The 17443-nt window shown below is 46.8% G+C and carries 20 protein-coding genes; 13 read left to right on the forward strand and 7 right to left on the reverse strand.

The genetic code is table 11. The annotated features are described in order from the left end of the window. Position 1: 1 nt before the first annotated feature. From C792_RS0106880 to C792_RS0106910, 7 genes are all read left to right on the forward strand, one after another. Entirely contained in the window at positions 2 to 520 is a 519-nt protein-coding gene (locus C792_RS0106880; RefSeq protein ID WP_017548727.1) for an adenine phosphoribosyltransferase, read from the forward strand. A 107-nt stretch (positions 521 to 627) separates the two neighbouring features. Continuing rightward, the gene (locus C792_RS0106885) at positions 628 to 2805 is read left to right on the forward strand and encodes a RelA/SpoT family protein (RefSeq protein ID WP_017548728.1); all 2178 of its coding nucleotides are present in this window, start codon (positions 628 to 630) and stop codon (positions 2803 to 2805) included. Between the two features lie 9 nt (positions 2806 to 2814). After that, positions 2815 to 3267 (forward strand): D-aminoacyl-tRNA deacylase, encoded by a 453-nt coding sequence (dtd, locus tag C792_RS0106890; protein WP_017548729.1) that lies wholly within the window; start codon positions 2815 to 2817, stop codon positions 3265 to 3267. Further along, positions 3267 to 3989, forward strand: coding sequence for an N-acetylmuramoyl-L-alanine amidase family protein (locus tag C792_RS0106895; protein ID WP_017548730.1), 723 nt, complete (start codon positions 3267 to 3269; stop codon positions 3987 to 3989). Before dtd ends, C792_RS0106895 begins: the two co-directional genes overlap by 1 nt. Before the next feature lie 300 nt (positions 3990 to 4289). Further along, on the forward strand, positions 4290 to 5552 hold the full coding sequence (gene hisS / locus C792_RS0106900) for a histidine--tRNA ligase (RefSeq protein WP_017548731.1): 1263 nt from the start codon (positions 4290 to 4292) through the stop codon (positions 5550 to 5552). A 2-nt stretch (positions 5553 to 5554) separates the two neighbouring features. Further along, positions 5555 to 7312 carry an aspartate--tRNA ligase gene (aspS, locus tag C792_RS0106905; protein WP_017548732.1) on the forward strand — a complete coding sequence of 586 codons (1758 nt, stop codon included), beginning with the start codon at positions 5555 to 5557 and terminating at the stop codon, positions 7310 to 7312. A 112-nt stretch (positions 7313 to 7424) separates the two neighbouring features. Further along, positions 7425 to 8153, forward strand: a complete 729-nt coding sequence (locus C792_RS0106910) for a metallophosphoesterase family protein (protein WP_017548733.1) — start codon at positions 7425 to 7427, stop codon at positions 8151 to 8153. 52 nt (positions 8154 to 8205) lie between these two features. Here C792_RS0106910 and C792_RS0106915 read toward each other — a convergent pair whose 3' ends face one another. The 5 genes from C792_RS0106915 to C792_RS0106935 form a co-directional block, all read right to left on the reverse strand. Then, complete coding sequence (locus tag C792_RS0106915) at positions 8206 to 8697, reverse strand: DUF4188 domain-containing protein (RefSeq protein ID WP_017548734.1); 492 nt, start codon at positions 8695 to 8697, stop codon at positions 8206 to 8208. Positions 8698 to 8701: 4 nt separating this feature from the next. Next, complete coding sequence (locus C792_RS0106920; protein WP_017548735.1) at positions 8702 to 9163, reverse strand: DUF3021 domain-containing protein; 462 nt, start codon at positions 9161 to 9163, stop codon at positions 8702 to 8704. Beyond that, on the reverse strand, positions 9160 to 9600 hold the full coding sequence (locus tag C792_RS0106925; protein ID WP_017548736.1) for a LytTR family DNA-binding domain-containing protein: 441 nt from the start codon (positions 9598 to 9600) through the stop codon (positions 9160 to 9162). The genes C792_RS0106920 and C792_RS0106925 overlap by 4 nt, the downstream gene beginning before the upstream one ends. Before the next feature lie 185 nt (positions 9601 to 9785). Further along, entirely contained in the window at positions 9786 to 10250 is a 465-nt protein-coding gene (locus C792_RS0106930) for a GNAT family N-acetyltransferase (protein WP_017548737.1), read from the reverse strand. A gap of 19 nt (positions 10251 to 10269) precedes the next feature. Then, entirely contained in the window at positions 10270 to 11301 is a 1032-nt protein-coding gene (locus tag C792_RS0106935) for a S66 family peptidase (protein WP_017548738.1), read from the reverse strand. A 151-nt stretch (positions 11302 to 11452) separates the two neighbouring features. Here C792_RS0106935 and aac(6') point away from each other — a divergent pair, with 151 nt between their 5' ends. The 5 genes from aac(6') to C792_RS0106960 are packed head-to-tail and all read left to right on the forward strand — an operon-like array spanning position 11453 to position 14828. After that, complete coding sequence (gene aac(6') / locus C792_RS0106940) at positions 11453 to 11884, forward strand: aminoglycoside 6'-N-acetyltransferase (RefSeq protein WP_017548739.1); 432 nt, start codon at positions 11453 to 11455, stop codon at positions 11882 to 11884. A 47-nt stretch (positions 11885 to 11931) separates the two neighbouring features. Beyond that, on the forward strand, positions 11932 to 12807 hold the full coding sequence (locus C792_RS0106945) for a DMT family transporter (RefSeq protein ID WP_017548740.1): 876 nt from the start codon (positions 11932 to 11934) through the stop codon (positions 12805 to 12807). A 29-nt stretch (positions 12808 to 12836) separates the two neighbouring features. Next, the gene (locus C792_RS0106950) at positions 12837 to 13481 is read left to right on the forward strand and encodes a uridine kinase family protein (RefSeq protein ID WP_017548741.1); all 645 of its coding nucleotides are present in this window, start codon (positions 12837 to 12839) and stop codon (positions 13479 to 13481) included. A gap of 31 nt (positions 13482 to 13512) precedes the next feature. Continuing rightward, positions 13513 to 13899 carry a hypothetical protein gene (locus tag C792_RS0106955; RefSeq protein ID WP_156172370.1) on the forward strand — a complete coding sequence of 129 codons (387 nt, stop codon included), beginning with the start codon at positions 13513 to 13515 and terminating at the stop codon, positions 13897 to 13899. 50 nt (positions 13900 to 13949) lie between these two features. Beyond that, positions 13950 to 14828: a YitT family protein gene (locus C792_RS0106960; protein ID WP_017548743.1), complete on the forward strand. Its 879-nt coding sequence runs from the start codon at positions 13950 to 13952 to the stop codon at positions 14826 to 14828. A gap of 40 nt (positions 14829 to 14868) precedes the next feature. Here the strand turns inward: C792_RS0106960 and C792_RS0106965 are convergent, their stop codons facing one another. Next, positions 14869 to 15876, reverse strand: a complete 1008-nt coding sequence (locus C792_RS0106965; RefSeq protein WP_017548744.1) for an NADP-dependent oxidoreductase — start codon at positions 15874 to 15876, stop codon at positions 14869 to 14871. A gap of 183 nt (positions 15877 to 16059) precedes the next feature. On the opposite strand from C792_RS0106965, the gene C792_RS0106970 reads away from it, so the two are divergent. Beyond that, a complete protein-coding gene (locus C792_RS0106970; RefSeq protein ID WP_017548745.1) occupies positions 16060 to 16821 on the forward strand; it encodes a MerR family transcriptional regulator in 762 nt (253 codons plus the stop codon). 63 nt (positions 16822 to 16884) lie between these two features. Here C792_RS0106970 and C792_RS14370 read toward each other — a convergent pair whose 3' ends face one another. After that, a complete protein-coding gene (locus C792_RS14370) occupies positions 16885 to 17355 on the reverse strand; it encodes an HAD hydrolase-like protein (protein ID WP_083854846.1) in 471 nt (156 codons plus the stop codon). Positions 17356 to 17443: the final 88 nt, after the last annotated feature.

Raw genomic sequence — 17443 nt, forward strand, 5'->3', positions numbered from 1 at the left:
AATGGATTTGAAAAAGTATGTATCAGAAGTTCCGGACTGGCCCAAAAAGGGCGTGAGCTTCAAGGATATCACGACAATCATGGACAACGGTGAAGCATACGGCTATGCAACGGATCAGATTGTGGAATATGCCAGGGAGAAGGAAGTCGACATCGTCGTCGGCCCTGAAGCGAGGGGGTTCATCATCGGCTGCCCGGTTGCCTACAGCATGGGAATCGGCTTTGCTCCGGTCAGGAAAGAGGGCAAGCTGCCGCGTGAAGTGATCCGCTACGAATATGACCTGGAATATGGTTCGAATGTACTGACGATGCACAGCGACGCGATCAAACCCGGCCAGAGAGTACTGATTACAGATGATCTCCTTGCCACAGGCGGGACGATCGAAGCCACCATCAAGCTGATCGAATCACTCGGCGGTGAGGTGGCAGGAATTGCATTCCTGATAGAGCTCAGATATCTGGAAGGCAGGAAACGTCTTGAAGGATATGATACAATTTCTTTATTAACTTATGACGAGTAGCATCAAAAGTCTGTGTAAGCAGGCTTTTTTTGGTCATTCATTTATTTGAATCCTGTTTTATAGTATGATGATTCTAACTATTTCTTTCTGGAGAGGACGGTGAGGTCATGAATAAGGAATACCCATACACCAAAGATGATGTCATCTCCATGTGTGCAGGCTACATGGAGGAGCAGGACATCGTGATGGTGAAAAAAGCATATGAACTGGCCCGTGAAGCACATGAGGGGCAATACCGCAAAAATGGCCTTCCGTACATCCTCCATCCCGTGCAGGTGGCCGGCATACTGGCGGAACTAAAACTGGACGGGCCTACAATCATCGCAGGCTTCCTGCATGACGTCGTTGAAGACACACCGTATACATTCGGGGATCTCGAGGAGATGTTCAATAAGGAAGTGGCAGTGATTGTCGACGGTGTAACGAAGCTTGAAAAAGTCAAATACCGGTCCAAGCAGGAGGAGCAGGCGGAAAATCACCGTAAACTGTTCGTGGCGATTGCAAAGGATATCCGGGTAATACTCGTTAAACTTGCCGACAGGCTGCATAACATGCGTACATTGAAGGCGATGCCTGAAGCCAAGCAGGTCAGGACATCCCGGGAGACACTCGAAATATATGCACCGCTTGCGCACCGCCTCGGTATTTCAAGCATCAAGTGGGAACTTGAGGATACTGCGCTCAGATACATCGAGCCGCAGCAGTATTTCAAGATCGTCAGCATGATGAAGAAGAAGCGGAGCGAACGGGAGAGCGTCATCAACAGCGCAATAGACCGTATTGAAACCGAAATGGGAAAGACGGGGCTCGAGGGGCAGCTGTCCGGAAGGCCGAAGCATATATACAGCATCTACAAGAAGATGAAAAAACAGCATAAGCAATTCGACCAGATATTCGACCTGCTCGCCATCCGGGTGCTGGTATCGAGCATCAGGGACTGTTACGCGATACTCGGTGTCATTCATACGATATGGAAGCCGATGCCGGGGCGCTTCAAGGATTATATCGCCATGCCGAAGCCGAACATGTACCAGTCTCTCCATACGACAGTGGTCGGTCCGAACGGCGATCCGCTTGAAATCCAGATTCGAACCTACGATATGCATGAAATTGCCGAGAATGGGGTGGCCGCCCACTGGGCCTACAAGGAAGGCCGGGAACTCAAGGAGGCACCATCCCTGGCCAACCGGATCCACTGGTTCAAGGACCTTGTCGACCAGGAGACATCCTCACCGGATGCCGAAGAATTCATGGAGGCCCTGAAGACGGATCTTCTGAGCGACAAAGTATACGTCTTCACACCGAACGGCGACGTCGTCGAGCTGCCGCAGGGCGCAGTGCCGATCGACTTTGCCTACCAGGTGCACACGGAAGTGGGCAACAAGATGATCGGTGCGAAAGTCAACGGCAAGATAGTGCCGATCGACTATGAACTGTCCACAGGTGAAATTATTGAAATACGCACGAGCAAGCAGTCCTACGGACCGAGCATGGACTGGCTGAAGCTTGTCAAATCCTCAAGTGCCAAAAACAAGATCAGGGCCTTCTTCAAAAAGCAGGACCGGGTGAGCAATATCGAAAAGGGCCGGTTTGCCGTGGAACACGAGATCAAGAACAGGGAATACAAACCGGATGATATTCTGAAGAACCAGTATATAGAACCTGTTCTCGACCGCTACAATCTGTCGAGTGAAGACGATCTCTTTGCAATGGTCGGTTTCGGCGGTGTAACGGCGCAACAGGTGACAAACCGGCTCATGGAGAAGTTCAAAGTCACTGAGGATAAATCCAACCAGGTCGAGGAGATCGACCGGACGCACCACTACAAGGAGGTATCGACAGAGTCGGGGGTCTATGTTGAAGGCATGGACAATATGCTGATCAACCTGTCGAAATGCTGCAATCCGATTCCTGGTGATGATATCACCGGTTATATTACAAAAGGGCATGGTGTGAAGGTCCATGTCTCAACCTGTCCGAACATCAAAAATGAAACAGAACGGATCATCGACGTTGAATGGGTGCGTAATAAGGACCGGGACCGCAAATACCAGGCAGATCTTGAAATCACCGGCTATGACAGGCAGGGACTGGTCAACGAGGTGCTGAATGTCATCGCCAGCACGAAGTTCCCAATTACGCGGGTGAACGGCAGGGCAGACGTCGACAAGCATGCAAAGATCAGCCTGTCGGTCATGGTTCAGAACGTCGCCGACCTGTACAGGATTGTGGATAAGATAAAGCAGCTGCCTGATATATACAGCGTAGAACGCGTTTTCAAATGAGGTGAAAAAATGAGAGTGGTACTGCAGAGAGTTTCCAGTTCAACAGTAATCAGCAATGAATTCTTCAATGAGATCGGCAAAGGCTACTGTCTTCTGGTTGGTGTTTCGAATGAAGATACAGAAGCGGACGCCATCAAATTGGCCGAGAAGATTGCCGCCAGCAGGAACTTCGAGGACAGTGAGGGCAAGATCAACCTGTCCATCAAGGATGTCGGCGGTGAAATACTGAGCATCTCCCAATTTACGCTTTATGCCGATACCAGAAAAGGCAACCGGCCAAGCTTTACGAGAGCCGCCGGCAGGGAACATGCGGACAAGCTGTATAAATTATTCAATGAGACCCTTCAATCATATGATCTCACAGTCAAGACAGGCTTCTTTGGTGAAATGATGAATGTCAACATCAACAATGACGGTCCGATCACGATCCTCTACGAATCTGAAGGCGGAAAAGTCAAGTGATGGAAAGGTTTAAGCAGCTGTTCGGCAGAGCTTGCCGGGGAATCCTCAATTTCCTGAGGTATAAGAAACACGTTTATCTGCCCCCGGGTTTCTTTCTGATTCTGGCAGGCGTAGTCATCGGTGCTGCCGTCTTCATCTACAGTAAATTCATAGAAGAGGATTACACGCCGGTGGAAATGGAATTTGAAACAAAATCCTATGATCTAAGCGGACAGACGATCGTGCTTGATCCCGGACACGGGGGGAAGGATCCCGGTGCAACCAGCGCATCCAACATCAACGAAGCCCAGATTGTCTACAATATCGCTGACAAACTGCGCGAGAGGCTGGAGGAAAGCGGTGCCGAGGTGATACTTACCCGTGAGGAAGGGGAGTTTGTGTCACTTGACGGACGTAAGCAGGAAGGGGATCTCTTCATCAGTCTGCACAGTGATGCCATGGACGATCCGGCAATCACGGGGTTCACGACATATTATGCCTATCCGAATCAGAAAGAATTTGCCGAATCATTGAATGCATCACTTGATGAGTATTCGTATTTCCATAACAGGGGGAACCGTGAATATGGTTACCAGGTGATATGGCAGCTGGAGTATCCCGCTGCGCTTATCGAACTCGGTTATTTGAGCAACCGTTTCGACGATCATACAATCACGGACCCCTCCTACCAGGACCGGATGGCGGAAGCGATTATCGAGGGCATAGACAATTATTTGAATTGAATCCTTGACTTCATTGCCATAAATCAATATCATATAACTTAATCGAATGAGTGAATTCAATCACCCGGAGAGGTGGCCGCACGATTGTACAGAGAGATCTGCCCAGGCTGGAAGCAGATTCGTCAGACGGCCGTATACCGACACTCCGGCAGAATCCTGCAAACATGCAGGCGGTGGCAATCGTTAAAATGTAAGAGGGCTTATTCAAGCCGAATCAGGGTGGCAACGCGAGATGATCGTCCCTTATATCCGTCAGCGGATATAAGGGGCTTTTTATATTTTAGATGAGGAGTGAGCCATATGATCCAGATTCCAAGAGGTACACAGGATATATTACCCAAAGACAGTTATAAATGGCAGTTCATAGAAGAGAAGCTGCATGAAGTCGCTAAAAATTATAATTACAAAGAGATAAGGACACCGACTTTCGAATCCACTGAACTTTTTGTCAGGGGTGTCGGCGGTTCGACGGATATCGTCAACAAAGAGATGTACACATTCAGGGACAAAGGAGATCGCAGCCTGACCCTCAAGCCGGAAGGGACGGCGCCGGTTGTGAGGAGCTACATCGAGAATAAGATGCAGCATGATGTCGTACAGCCGACGAAGGTGTATTATATGGATCCGATGTTCAGGTATGAGCGCAAGCAGAAAGGCCGCTACCGCCAGTTCGTCCAGTTCGGCATTGAAGCGATTGGTGTCGAGGATCCGCTGATAGATGTGGAAGTCATCAGCATGCTGATGCACATCTATCAGTCATTCGGGCTCAAAGATCTGAAATTGTACATCAATTCAATCGGAGACCAGGACAGCCGTGCAGCGTATAACGAAGCGCTTGTGGATCACTTCAGGCCGTCCATAACAGAGTTCTGTGCAGATTGCCAGGTAAGGATCGATACAAACCCGATGCGCATACTCGACTGCAAAAAGGACCGGGATCATGCACTGATCAAGACGGCGCCGAGGATGTACGACTACCTTAACGAAGGGTCGAAAGCATATTTCGAGGAAGTGAAGTCGAACCTGGATGCGATCGGCATCGGCTATGAGGTTGACTATAACCTGGTCCGTGGACTCGATTACTATACGCATACTGCATTCGAAGTGATGAGTGATGCAGAAGGTTTCGGTGCGATTACCACACTGTGCGGCGGCGGACGCTATAACGGGCTGCTTGAAATGCTTGACGGACCGCACGAAACGGGCATTGGTTTTGCACTCAGCATCGAACGTCTGCTTCTGGCCCTCGAGGCTGAGGGCATAGAAATTCCGGAGCCTGAAGGCATAGACCTCTACATCTGTGCCCTGGATGAAAAAGCGGCGGTAAAAGCAAGCCACATCGTGCACACACTGCGTACGAAGGGCATCAGCTGTGATATTGACTACAAGAGGCGCAAGCTGAAGGCACAGATGAAGGATGCAGACAGGAAAGGGGCCGCCTACACAATCGTGCTCGGCGAGGAAGAACTGTCCACAGGGAATGTCGAACTGAAACATATGGGCTCGGGAGAATCCAAGACAGTTCATCTGGATGAGCTGCACACGCTACTGGAGGAGAAATAATCATGAGACATCATACAATTGAAGTGACAGAATCACAGACCGGTGAAAAAGTAACATTAAAAGGATGGGTACAGAAACGGCGTGATCTCGGCGGACTGATATTCATCGACCTGCGTGACCGTAAAGGTGTCATACAGGTAGTATTCAATCCGGAAATTTCCAAAGAGGCACTGGAAACGGCAGAGAGGATCCGTTCTGAATATGTCATCGAAGTTTCCGGCGAAGTACTTAAGCGCGATCCTTCCCAGGTTAACGAAAACATTGCAACCGGGAAGATCGAAATCCTTGCAGATGAAGTGACGGTACTCTCGAAAGCGGAGACACCACCGTTCCAGATCCTGGACGACTCGATCGGTGAGGATGTCAGACTCAAGTACCGCTATTTTGATTTAAGACGCAATAAGCTGCAGAATACTTTGAGGCTGCGCCATCAGATCAACAGAAGCGTAAGGAATTTCCTCGACAACGAGGAGTTTGTCGACATCGAAACGCCTGTGCTGTCAAAATCCACACCGGAGGGTGCACGTGATTATCTAGTACCATCCCGGGTACATGAAGGCGAGTTCTACGCACTGCCCCAGTCACCGCAGATTTACAAGCAGCTGCTGATGCTCTCCGGCATGGAAAAATACTATCAGATTGTCAAGTGTTTCCGTGACGAGGACCTGCGTGCGGACAGACAGCCGGAATTCACACAGATCGATATCGAGATGTCATTCATGGACCAGGAACAGATCATGGAACTCAACGAGAGACTTATCCGGCATGTGATGAAAACGGTAAAAGGAGTGGATATCGCGCTGCCGATACCTCGCATGACCTATGAACAGGCGATGGCTGAGTATGGTATAGACAAGCCGGATACGCGCTTCGGTCTCAAGCTCAATGACCTGAGCGAATTCAGCAGGACTGTGGACTTCAAAGTATTCCGTTCCACAGTGGAGAACGGTGGCATGGTCAAGGCTATCGTCGTCAAAGGAGAAGCCGACAGTTTCTCAAGGAAAGACATTGATAAGCTTGAAGCTTATGTGAAGACATACGGTGCCAAAGGTCTTGCATGGCTGAAAGTGAAGGACGGTGCACTGAACGGTCCGATTGCCAAGTTCTTCAACGAAGACAACCAGAAGGAACTTTCAGAAACATTGGGTCTGGAGGATGGGGATCTTACCCTGTTCGTTGCGGACAGTGCAAAAGTCGTACACGCTTCACTCGGCAACCTCCGGAATAAGCTGGCAAAAGATCTGGACCTTATCGAAGCGGATCAGTATAACTTCCTGTGGGTTACGGACTGGCCTCTGTTCGAGTACGATGAAGAGGCGGGCAGATACTTTGCCGCCCACCATCCATTCACATCCCCAAAGGCGGAGGATGTCGAACTGCTTGAAACAGAACCTGAAAAAGTGAAGGCCAACGCATATGACATAGTGTTGAACGGTTACGAGCTTGGCGGCGGATCCATCCGTATCCATGATGCACAAATGCAGCAGAAGATGTTCAGGGCACTGGGCTTCACGGATGAAGAGCGCGACGAACAGTTCGGTTTCCTCATCGAGGCATTCAAGTACGGCGCACCGCCGCACGGCGGAATCGCCTACGGACTGGACCGCCTTGTCATGCTCCTTGCAGGGACGGACAACATCCGTGACGTCATTGCCTTCCCTAAAACGGCAAGTGCGGCGGACCTCATGATGAGCGCACCGTCAGAAGTGGCAAAAGCACAACTGAAAGAACTGCATATTGAACTCGATACAGAAGATTAAAACAATACGGGATGGGGGCAGTTCATATGCCCTTATCCCGTTTTTATGTTTAAAACTGTCGTTTTGATACTATATATAACTATATAAATAATATTGAAGGTGGTGGAGTGAAGTGAAAATAGCATTCATATCTGATATCCACGGCAACGCAACAGCGCTGGAGGCTGTGCTCGCTGACATTGATAAAAATCAGGTGGACAGGATCGTCGTTATGGGAGATATTGCCTATCGTGGTCCGGAACCCAAAAAATCAATCGAACTTATCAGAAGCCTCGATACCGATGTCATCAAAGGAAATGCCGACGAATGGGTTCACCGGGGCATAAATGAAGGAGAAGTGCCCGACCAGGCACTCACAACGATGAGGGGGGAACGGGAATGGACAGTAAAACATCTGGCTGATGAAGACCTGGACTATCTCCGTAAACTTCCAGAAGAAATGACAGTCGCATTGACGGACGATATTAAGATCCACTGCTTCCATGCCACACCGGAGAGTCTGTTTGATGTTGTGAAGCCGACAGAATCAGAGGAGACACTGAATGACAGACTGATGCAGAACAATGAAGCGGACATCTATCTGTACGGCCATATACACCTGCCGTATATCAGACATGTCAAAGAGAAATGTGTGGCAAACCTGGGCAGTGTTGGCCTGCCGTTTGATGGGCGCAGTGAGGCGTCTTATCTGATTGTTGAAGGGGAAGACGACCGGTTCAGTACAGCCATACACCGTGTACCCTATGATGTCGGGAAAGTAAAGCAGCAATTGTCCGACGGAGAGTATCCCAATCTGGATTTCCTGACAGATGTTTTAGAACACGGGGCTTTGCCGCGGTAGAAATAAAAGGGTTTGGCAGAAATATGATTGCTGCCAAACCCTCTGTTACATACTATTCTTTGCCATCAGAGGTTCTTGTTTTTCTGCTTAGCCTCTCCCTCGCACTTTCAGTTCCCCTGGCGACCGGTTCATTGCCAAATGCCTTCCCCAGACCAAAGGCAGGCATATTGACATAGATCATTTCAGAACTGTTGGCAGGAATTCTATATGTCTCATGATAGAACCCCACAGCTGAATTACCCCTGACCCTTTTGTTGAACTTGCGCCAGGCCTTCAGATGATTCTGCATTCTGGCGTAATCAAACAGATCATCCGTGCTTTTCCAATATTGCAATGCAAGTGTCCTGCCGAGTCCGAAAAACAACTCCCCTGAAAGATACCCGAGGTCTTTGTTGCGTTCAAGTTCGGCAATCATCGGCGGCATGGCAAGGACAACCGGCAGCCATTTGTGAACAGCCAGCCAGTTATTGATGTTCATACCAATGAGGAAGACGGTAACTTCCTCGTTCTGGTCTGCTGTATGTCGCCCCTTATATACTCCCATATCATCACTTCTCCTTTCCTTTGTTAAGTTTTTCATTAATATCATCGACGAGAGTTTTGTGCCTGGTTCTCGCAATCAGCCAGATGACAGTATAGATGATCACGAACAGGGTGATGAAAGTCACCAGCCCTTCGGCAGTGAAAGGGAACCACCCGGCGAGTATGGCCAGCGGGAAGAACACCAGCAGCATGAGTGAAAAATGTGTGACCGTAGACATCGTGACACTCATATCAGTGTGCGAGAAGATCATATCTCCAAATGAGAATAATATCCCAATCATTCCCCAGATAGCGAGAACCACTATGAAGATTTGCAGGTCGTCCAGGTTTTGCGCATAGATCTCTCCCATCAGGGAGTGGGGATTCATGGGATAATACGTGCCCTCAGAAACGATAAACGAAAAGATCAATGAAATGATGATGCCGATGAATATGCCCGTTTTAAACCCTTCGTACAATCTCTTCATAAGCTTAATCTCTCCTTTATGGTTTTTAAGTACCGCCTCGATGAATAAGTGAATTCACCATTTGTCATGTAGATTTTGATCTGTCCGGAAGGAGTCATGGACAAATGGTCCAGGAAGTGGATGTTCACGATTTCGGATTTTGATATTTTGATGAAATCCACCCCGGTAAGTTCTTCAACCTCATACAGACGCTTATCAATCGAGAAAGTATGTTTGGAAGTCTGCATCCTCATCACCTTATCTTCGATGAAAAAGCGATGGACATCTTTCAGACTGATGCGATAGATTGTTTCATCCTTCCTGCCGTTCAGAATATCAGCGGTATTAACCGCTTCGATGCACCGTATTATTTTTTCAATATCATCAGTCATTTCCGCTGACTTGATAGAAATGGTATCTTCAGTTATTGTCGGATCGATATCAAGTTTGATTTTCATAAAGGCACCTCCTTATGATCAATTAAAGCAAACAGAGAGGAGTAATGAAAGACGGTTTCACCAAGCGGTTGATATAGAGAGCCAAGCGGTTTGAAAAGAGAGGCAAAATTAAAATCCAGTACAAAAATCGATGATTAATGGCACTGGATTTTATATCCGTAAGATTCAAACAGTCATTCACGATATTATTCGATTTCTGTCAGGTCATAGTGAAGAACATATTCGTTGAATTCTTCGTTAAATGAGTCATCTTTGAAGCCGAGATCGCGCAGCAGTCGTCCCATCCCGTCATTTCCATAAACGTAATCAGCGATAACAGTATCGTATTTTCCACTGTCTGATGCCATCTGTATTGCTTTTTGGACAGTTTGTCTGCCGAGCCCCCTCTGTTGATAATCCTTATCTATCATCATTCTCCATATCATGAACTCCCTTTCTGTTTCATCTATATCAATGAGTATGAAACCAATGACTTTTCCATCTGTCACAACTGCGTAGGGGAAGACATCGTTTTCATGTCTATAGAGATAGCATTCCGCCAGTGATCTGACGTTAGGTGCAACGAATTTATTCCTCTGCTGATACCCGTCAATTTCCAGGTTTATGACATCTGAAAAATTCTCTTCTGTGATTTCCATGAATTCAATCATATTTCACCTCCAGCGATGATTAGTCGATCACTGCATTCTCCAATATTCTGAATGTCAGATTTTCGGTGTCGATTTCTGACTGAAGACCATATGGCAATATGAACTTCGGTTCATTGTGTCCAAAGTTCATATTGTAGAGTACCGGCAGGTCTTCACGGCGGGCTTCCTTCAGTACCTGTCTCCAGACCTCTTTATAGTCTTCATAATGGACACCGTCCTGGGGTCTGCCGACAATTATGCCATTTAGTCTGTCAAATATGCCCATCATTGACAACGCCCTTAAATAATCCTCGAAGAAATCCGGTGTGATATGGACTTCTGATGTTTCCAGAAACAATATTGCATTATCAAAAGCTGAAGCATCAGGGAAAAGGTCGGTGCCGCGCATGCTGCCGATCAGTTCAAAGCAGCCGCCGATCAGATGGCCACGGGCAACACCTTTTCCGTTGATACTTTCGTAGCCGGGGTTGGTGAAGGACTTCCGTTCGATATCCCTGTTTTTTTCATCCCATTTCAGACCGAATCTGCGGACTGATTCAGACGGTTTTATCTCTCCGATGACATCGGTTTTGAACCATGTCTTTCTTATGGAGGCTACGGTGTAGTCATCCATCTCTATATTCTCTGCAAAATCCGTGAGCAGCGCAGGACCGTAGCTTGTAGAAATACCGTTATTGTAGAACATGAAATGGTTCGCAGTCGTGTCGGAATAACCTGTAAAGATCTTAGGGTTGCCTTTCAATGCTTCAAAATCGACATAGGGTTGGATGCGTATGGTCTCATTGCCGCCGATAGCACAGATTATCGCCTTTATGTCCGGATCCCTCAATGCCTCATTCAGATCTTCAGCACGTTTTTCCGGGTGATCGTATATATAATCCACCCCTTTCAATGCATGGGGCATGACTTTCACTTTGAGGCCGAAAACTTCTTCAAGTCTTTTTATCCCCTGCTCCGTACGCCATCTGATGGCGTCCTCGCCGGCCAGGCCGCTGGACAGGGAGACCAGGGCTACAGTATCCCCGGCGGAAAGTTTTTTGGGCTTGATCATAAAGATGCTCCTTTCAATGACTAAATATTCTAAAAACATATGGTACTATGATAACACGGGAAAATTCTGGCGGGGATTTTTATGAATCGCATAGAAGTTGAAAATCCGGTGGCGTTACCCGCTGTGAATAAAGATTAAAAGGAGGGAGTACATGATCATCGAGGCAACGGCTTCTCATATCGATGAAATGACCAAGCTTGCATCTGTGTTGTGGGATGAGGGGTATGAAATTCTAAAACCAGAAATTGAAGAGAATATATCCAAAGATGATACAGTACATTTCATGAAAATGGTTGATGATAATCCGGTGGCTTTTGCACACTGCGGGCTCAGGTATGATTATGTGGAAGGAACGGATTCATCACCGGTCGGGTATCTCGAAGGTGTTTTTGTGAAAGAAGAGCATCGTCTGAAGAATATTGCCTCGGAGCTGGTCACAGAGTGCGAGCAGTGGGCGAAGGATAGGGGGTGTATGGAATTTGCCAGTGACTGCGAACTTGATAACGCAGGAAGTCTTGAATTTCACTTGAAAAGCGGCTTTGAAGAGATGAACAGGATCGTCTGTTTCAGGAAAAGCATCTAGAAATCAGTACCCCATCACAGATTGAACAGGAGGGGGAGGTGTCGAACATGAAAAAGTCAGCTGTCACATTACTTGGTGTTGCTGTAATATGCATTGCTTTTGCAGCAATCTTCGTCAAGTTATCCGCCGCTTCCGCGAGTATCATCAGTATGTACAGAATGTTGTTTGCGAGTCTCCTGCTCATTCCAATCGTTTACCGTCATAGATCCGAATTCAACAGATTATCAGCCAGGGAGTGGCTGTCACTCATCATTGCCGGGGGATTCCTCGCATTGCATTTCGGATTCTGGTTTGAATCACTGCAGCTGACATCGGTGGCTAGTTCAACAGTCATATTGGCACTGCAGCCAATCGTCGCAATGATTGCCGCCTATCTGATCTATAGAGAGAGGGTCGCCAGAGCAGTTGCCATATCTGTTTTCATTTCATTTTCGGGGGTGCTCATCATCAGCTGGGGAGATTTCAGTTTTAGCGATATGAGCGCATTATCAGGTAATATGCTGTCATTTCTCAGTGTAGTCGCAGTCGTCTGCTACTTCATGATCGGCCAGAGATCTGTAAAGAATCTCAAGCACTGGGTGTACAGTTTTGTAGTATTCACATTCGCAGGATTTTTTTTGCTTGCCTTTAACCTGATTGCCCGGGAAGAAATGATGAGCTATCCACCGAGAGAGTGGATTTTGTTCCTCATGCTCGCCATATTCCCGACAATCGCACATGTGATATTCAATTCACTGCTTGACGCGGTCAGTCCTACAACGATTTCGATGAGCATGCTGTTGGAACCGGTCGGTGCGTCACTGCTCGCATATATGCTGCTGTCAGAGACACTGGACGTCCTTCAGTTGATTGGCGGTGTGATAATACTGATTGGCGTGTATTTCTTCCTGATGGCACAGAGAAAAAACAATTATATAAAATAAAGAGGCATCTATATGATGGAGGGGGACTTATGAAAGAACTGATAGATGGTGTTGTAGAGCATATACTTAAGAATGGAAACTGTGTCATGAGGGTGAGTGGACATGGTGCAGCAGGGAAAACAACACTTGCCCGGGCAGTTATGGAATGCCTGGAGCAGGACACATTCAATTATCTGAATACGGATGCCTATGTCATCCCTGGAGAGTACAGGAAGCCATTGAAGGCTTTTTACGGATTTGAAAATGAAGAATATAGAGGGAAAGTCACAGCATGCATGCCGGCCGCACATGAACTTGCCAGTCTGAAGCGCGATCTCCTGATGCTCAGAAGAGGGATGGATTTTCTAACCATCGATGCCGACTGGGCACCTGAAAAAATCATTCATGCCGACCGGCCTTTCACAATCGTCGATGGTATGAGCACTACATTCCTGGAAGATAGACTATTTGATCTATCCATCTACATCTATACGGACGGGGAGACAGAACTGGCGCGGCGGATGGAGCGGGACGTAAATGACAGGGGGAGATCATCAGAGGCACTGATCAGTTCCCACCATCAGAGGAGGATCCAATATGAATTGTTCATGCATGAGAAGCGGGATGAATTCGATATTGTGATCGATGATACTGTTGGCCGATTCACAGTAGAGAAAAACAGTGTAATGATATGAGGTGACAGATTTACGAGGGAAGGAAGATGACGTGAAATACCTTATTACCATAATGATGTTGTCCATGTTCCTTGCTGCATGCAACAGCCCATCAGAAGTGACCGGTATTACAGCAAGTGGTACAGAATCGACATTGGATTTACTGGAACAAAATGTGATAGAAAAGCCGGAGAGAGGGGATGTATTCCTAATACAAACCGAATCCCGGGAACAATTCATTTATGCATATGTCGAGAATGGTTCGGAAATCACAGTTAATGAAGAGGATGACACACTCAAGATTAATTTCCAGGAACCGAATGACGGTGGTGACACCATATTGCAGATGTTTGAATTGCAGACGGGAGATGGCATAGAATCACTGGGGTTTTATATCAACGAAACTGAGATATCTGTCAAAGAAGTGATCTATGAATGAAGTCATGGTGTGTTTGATTATATGAATCATGCAAAGGATGTTCCAAATTTATGAAAAATTTTAAATCACGGCGAATGCTCATCTTCATCGGCCGTATTATCATGACGGTGCTCGGAGCCTTCATCACCGCATATGGACTTGAATCTGTATTGATTCCCAACCAGGTTTCTGATGGAGGGATTACAGGAGTCAGCATCGTCGGCTCCAAGATGTTTGACATCAAGCTGGGATATCTGATTGCTGTATTGAACCTTCCGTTCATCTGGCTGGGATATAAACAGATTGGAGCCAAATTTTCTGCACTGTCCATCGTGGGAATATTTTCCCTCGCCATATTCACATCGATAATGCATCATATCCCGACGATCATAGAAGGAGATTCACTGCTAGTCACAATTGTCGGAGGTGTCATAATCGGCACCGGCATGGGCCTTGCACTGCGCAACGGCGGAGCACTTGACGGCATTGACATGTTTGCAGTTCTTTTGTCGAGGAAGCTTCCGTTCGGTACCAGCGACTTCATCCTGTTCCTGAACATATTCGTGTTCATACTTGTATCCACGGTATTCGGTTTTGAAGGGGCGATGCTTTCCGCCATCGCTTACTTCATCGCATCCAAAGTCATACATCTGATCGAAGAGGGGCTGAGTGGTTCCAAGACATTCACCATCATCACAAAATCACCACAGCCGATCATTGAGGAAATCAGGGAGGAGCTGGGGCGTACCTGCATCTATAACGAAGTACTGGGCGGCTATACGGACAAGGCGTTCACGCAGATCACTTGTGTCATCAACCGTCTGGAGGAACAGAAACTCAAGGAAATCGTCAGTGACAAGGATCCACACGCATTCATTGCCATCTATGACGTATCCGATGTCAAAAAAGGGGAGTTCATCAAGCAGGATCTGCAGAAGCATCAACAATAATGGCCTGGAGACAATCAGATTTTGTCTCCAGGCCATTATTCTAATCAAGTGAATCTGAAACTTTGACCACCTGCTTGCCGAAGTTATCACCGGTAAACAGGTTTCTGAAAGCCTCCGGCAGCCTGTCGAAACCTTCGTCAATCGTCACTTCGGAATGGACTTTTCCTTCCTGAACCCATTGTGCCAGCTGTTCACTGGCATCTTTGAAGTCATCTTTAAACTGTGCAACAAGAAAGCCCTGCATCAGTGCCTGTGATTTGATCAGTTTCTGCTGTACCCGAGGGCCGTTATCCTCCTTGCTGTTGTATGAAGAAATTGCGCCGCATACCGGTACCCTGGCGAATGTATTCAGGTGGTTGAACACTTCGTCGGAAACAGGGCCGCCGACGTTTTCAAAATATACATCGATGCCGTCAGGAACCGCTTCAGCAAGTCTTTCGGCAAAATCATCTTTCTTATAGTCGACACCCGCATCAAGACCGAGGGTTTCGGTGAGATAATCCACCTTCTCAGTGCCACCGGCGATGCCGACAACCCTGGCGCCTTTTATCTTCGCAATCTGACCCACGACAGAACCGACTGCACCAGATGCTGCAGAGACAACTACAGTTTCCCCTTCCTGCGGCTTGCCGATGTTCAGCAGGCCGCCGTAAGCAGTCTGTCCCGGCATGCCGAGTGTGCTCAGGTACAAATGAAGCGGCACATCAGTGGACGGCACTTTATTCACAGTATCTTCGGATACAATATTGAACTTCTTCCATGGAAGTACACCTGTGACTACGTCGCCCTCAGCAAACCCACCATTATTCGATTCAGTGACCCTTCCGACAATATGGCTTTCAATCGGTTTGTCCAATTCAAAAGGCCTGGCATATGATTTCGCATCATTCATCCTGCCACGCATATAAGGATCGACGGATATATAGACACTCTCAATTACTATTTCACCTGTGCCCGCTTCCCCGGTTTCCACATCCTCGTATCGGAATACACCGTCACCAGGCAGTCCCTCCGGGCGTTCAGCTAAAACAATCTGTTCATTATTCAAAGTAATCCTCCTCATATCATTTAAATCGTTACATGACTCCAATACCCGCTGCGGCGGATGTTAAAATCATCTTTTCCGACGAAGTAGGACAGGATAATAAAAATCCGAAAGATTTTTTCTGAAAAGCGTTGACATTGACGCTGCGTCAATCCATATACTGTGGGTTACAGGGAGGCGGTGGGTATGAAGTACACTGTGAAACAAGTCGCAGAGATGTCCGGGGTCAGTACACGCACACTGAGATATTATGATCAGATCGAACTCCTGAAGCCGAGTGAATACACTGATTCAGGATACAGAATCTATAAAGGAAGGGATATCGACAGATTGCAGCAGATTCTGCTGTACCGGTCGATGGAATTGAAACTGGAAGAGATAAGATGCATCCTCGACGATCCGGAATTCAGTACACTGCAGGCGTTGGAAGCACATTATCAAAAACTTCAGGAAGAACAGGAAAAGACAAGGAAGCTGATGGCTACTGTCCGGCGGACGATACAATATACAAAAGGAGAGATTGAAATGAGTGCAGAAGAAAAATTTGAAGGCTTCAAAAAAGCCGAAATCGAAGAAAACGAGAGAAAATACGGAGAGGAAATCAGAGAGAAATACGGAGAGGGGACAATAGACGAATCCAACCGGAAATATATGAACCTGAGTGAAGAAGATTTCAAAAAGATGCAGGATATCGAGAATGAGCTGTTTTCAAAGCTCGATCAGCTTTCAGAGACTGAGGAGATAGAGTCGCCCTTGGCGCGTGAAGTATATGAACTTCATAAAGGATGGATCATTTATTCATGGCCGAAGTACTCAGCAGAAGCACACAAGGGACTCGCACAGATGTATGTGGAAGATGAAAGATTCGCGAAATATTATAATGAGCGTGCCGGAAAAGAAATCGTCAGTCTACTGAGAGACTCGATAGAGAAGTATGCAGAAGATTAAAGAACGGTGAAAACCGTTCTTTTTTCATTGATTCACTGTAACTTGAAATTTTTTAGGGGGACTTCACTTAATCAAGTTTGTCAAATCTTTTAGAGAATCGATTACATAGTCGGCTTGTTTCAATTCTTCGTCTTTTGAAAAGTAGAATCTGCAACCTATCGTTTCTATGCCATTCTCCATGCCGGCTTTAAAATCGGATAATCGATCACCAATTATATACCTCGGCTGTATGTTTTCACTGACGATAATATGTCGTACCAACTCAGATTTGCTGCCACTGTTCAGTATGTTGATGCTGTATATATTTTTGATATATTTATCCAGCCCATGATAATTATAGATTGCTTTTAAATATTTCTCATCTCCATTACTGGCTATAAAAATATCATATCCTTTATCTTTTATGTCGGACAATGCAACCTCTACAAAATCGTAGAGTTTACTTTTACCGGTATTGATTGAATTTACTAATGATTTTTGGAACAGCCCATTCGCAAGCTCTGTATATCCTTTAGAGGAGGTATATACGCCGATTGTAAAATTAAGCTAGACACATAAAGAAAGCCACTCGTGATACACTCAAAATGTATTTCCGACCAAAGAAATCATAGGAGTGATCACG

It is taken from the genome of Salinicoccus carnicancri Crm (assembly GCF_000330705.1).
In the GTDB taxonomy this organism is placed as follows: Bacteria; Bacillota; Bacilli; order Staphylococcales; family Salinicoccaceae; genus Salinicoccus; species Salinicoccus carnicancri.

Excerpts from the sequence above, each read along its gene's own strand:
- C792_RS0106945 (WP_017548740.1), top strand. The coding sequence starts at position 11,932 with ATGAAAAAGTCAGCTGTCACATTACTTGGTGTTGCTGTAATATGCATT.
- C792_RS0106915 (WP_017548734.1), bottom strand. The coding sequence starts at position 8,697 with ATGGGAGTATATAAGGGGCGACATACAGCAGACCAGAACGAGGAAGTT.
- C792_RS0106925 (WP_017548736.1), bottom strand. The coding sequence starts at position 9,600 with ATGAAAATCAAACTTGATATCGATCCGACAATAACTGAAGATACCATT.
- C792_RS0106885 (WP_017548728.1), top strand. The coding sequence starts at position 628 with ATGAATAAGGAATACCCATACACCAAAGATGATGTCATCTCCATGTGT.
- aspS (WP_017548732.1), top strand. The coding sequence starts at position 5,555 with ATGAGACATCATACAATTGAAGTGACAGAATCACAGACCGGTGAAAAA.
- C792_RS0106935 (WP_017548738.1), bottom strand. The coding sequence starts at position 11,301 with ATGATCAAGCCCAAAAAACTTTCCGCCGGGGATACTGTAGCCCTGGTC.
- C792_RS0106960 (WP_017548743.1), top strand. The coding sequence starts at position 13,950 with ATGAAAAATTTTAAATCACGGCGAATGCTCATCTTCATCGGCCGTATT.
- C792_RS0106880 (WP_017548727.1), top strand. The coding sequence starts at position 2 with ATGGATTTGAAAAAGTATGTATCAGAAGTTCCGGACTGGCCCAAAAAG.
- dtd (WP_017548729.1), top strand. The coding sequence starts at position 2,815 with ATGAGAGTGGTACTGCAGAGAGTTTCCAGTTCAACAGTAATCAGCAAT.
- C792_RS0106895 (WP_017548730.1), top strand. The coding sequence starts at position 3,267 with ATGGAAAGGTTTAAGCAGCTGTTCGGCAGAGCTTGCCGGGGAATCCTC.
- C792_RS0106970 (WP_017548745.1), top strand. The coding sequence starts at position 16,060 with ATGAAGTACACTGTGAAACAAGTCGCAGAGATGTCCGGGGTCAGTACA.
- C792_RS0106920 (WP_017548735.1), bottom strand. The coding sequence starts at position 9,163 with ATGAAGAGATTGTACGAAGGGTTTAAAACGGGCATATTCATCGGCATC.
- C792_RS0106950 (WP_017548741.1), top strand. The coding sequence starts at position 12,837 with ATGAAAGAACTGATAGATGGTGTTGTAGAGCATATACTTAAGAATGGA.
- C792_RS0106930 (WP_017548737.1), bottom strand. The coding sequence starts at position 10,250 with ATGATTGAATTCATGGAAATCACAGAAGAGAATTTTTCAGATGTCATA.
- hisS (WP_017548731.1), top strand. The coding sequence starts at position 4,290 with ATGATCCAGATTCCAAGAGGTACACAGGATATATTACCCAAAGACAGT.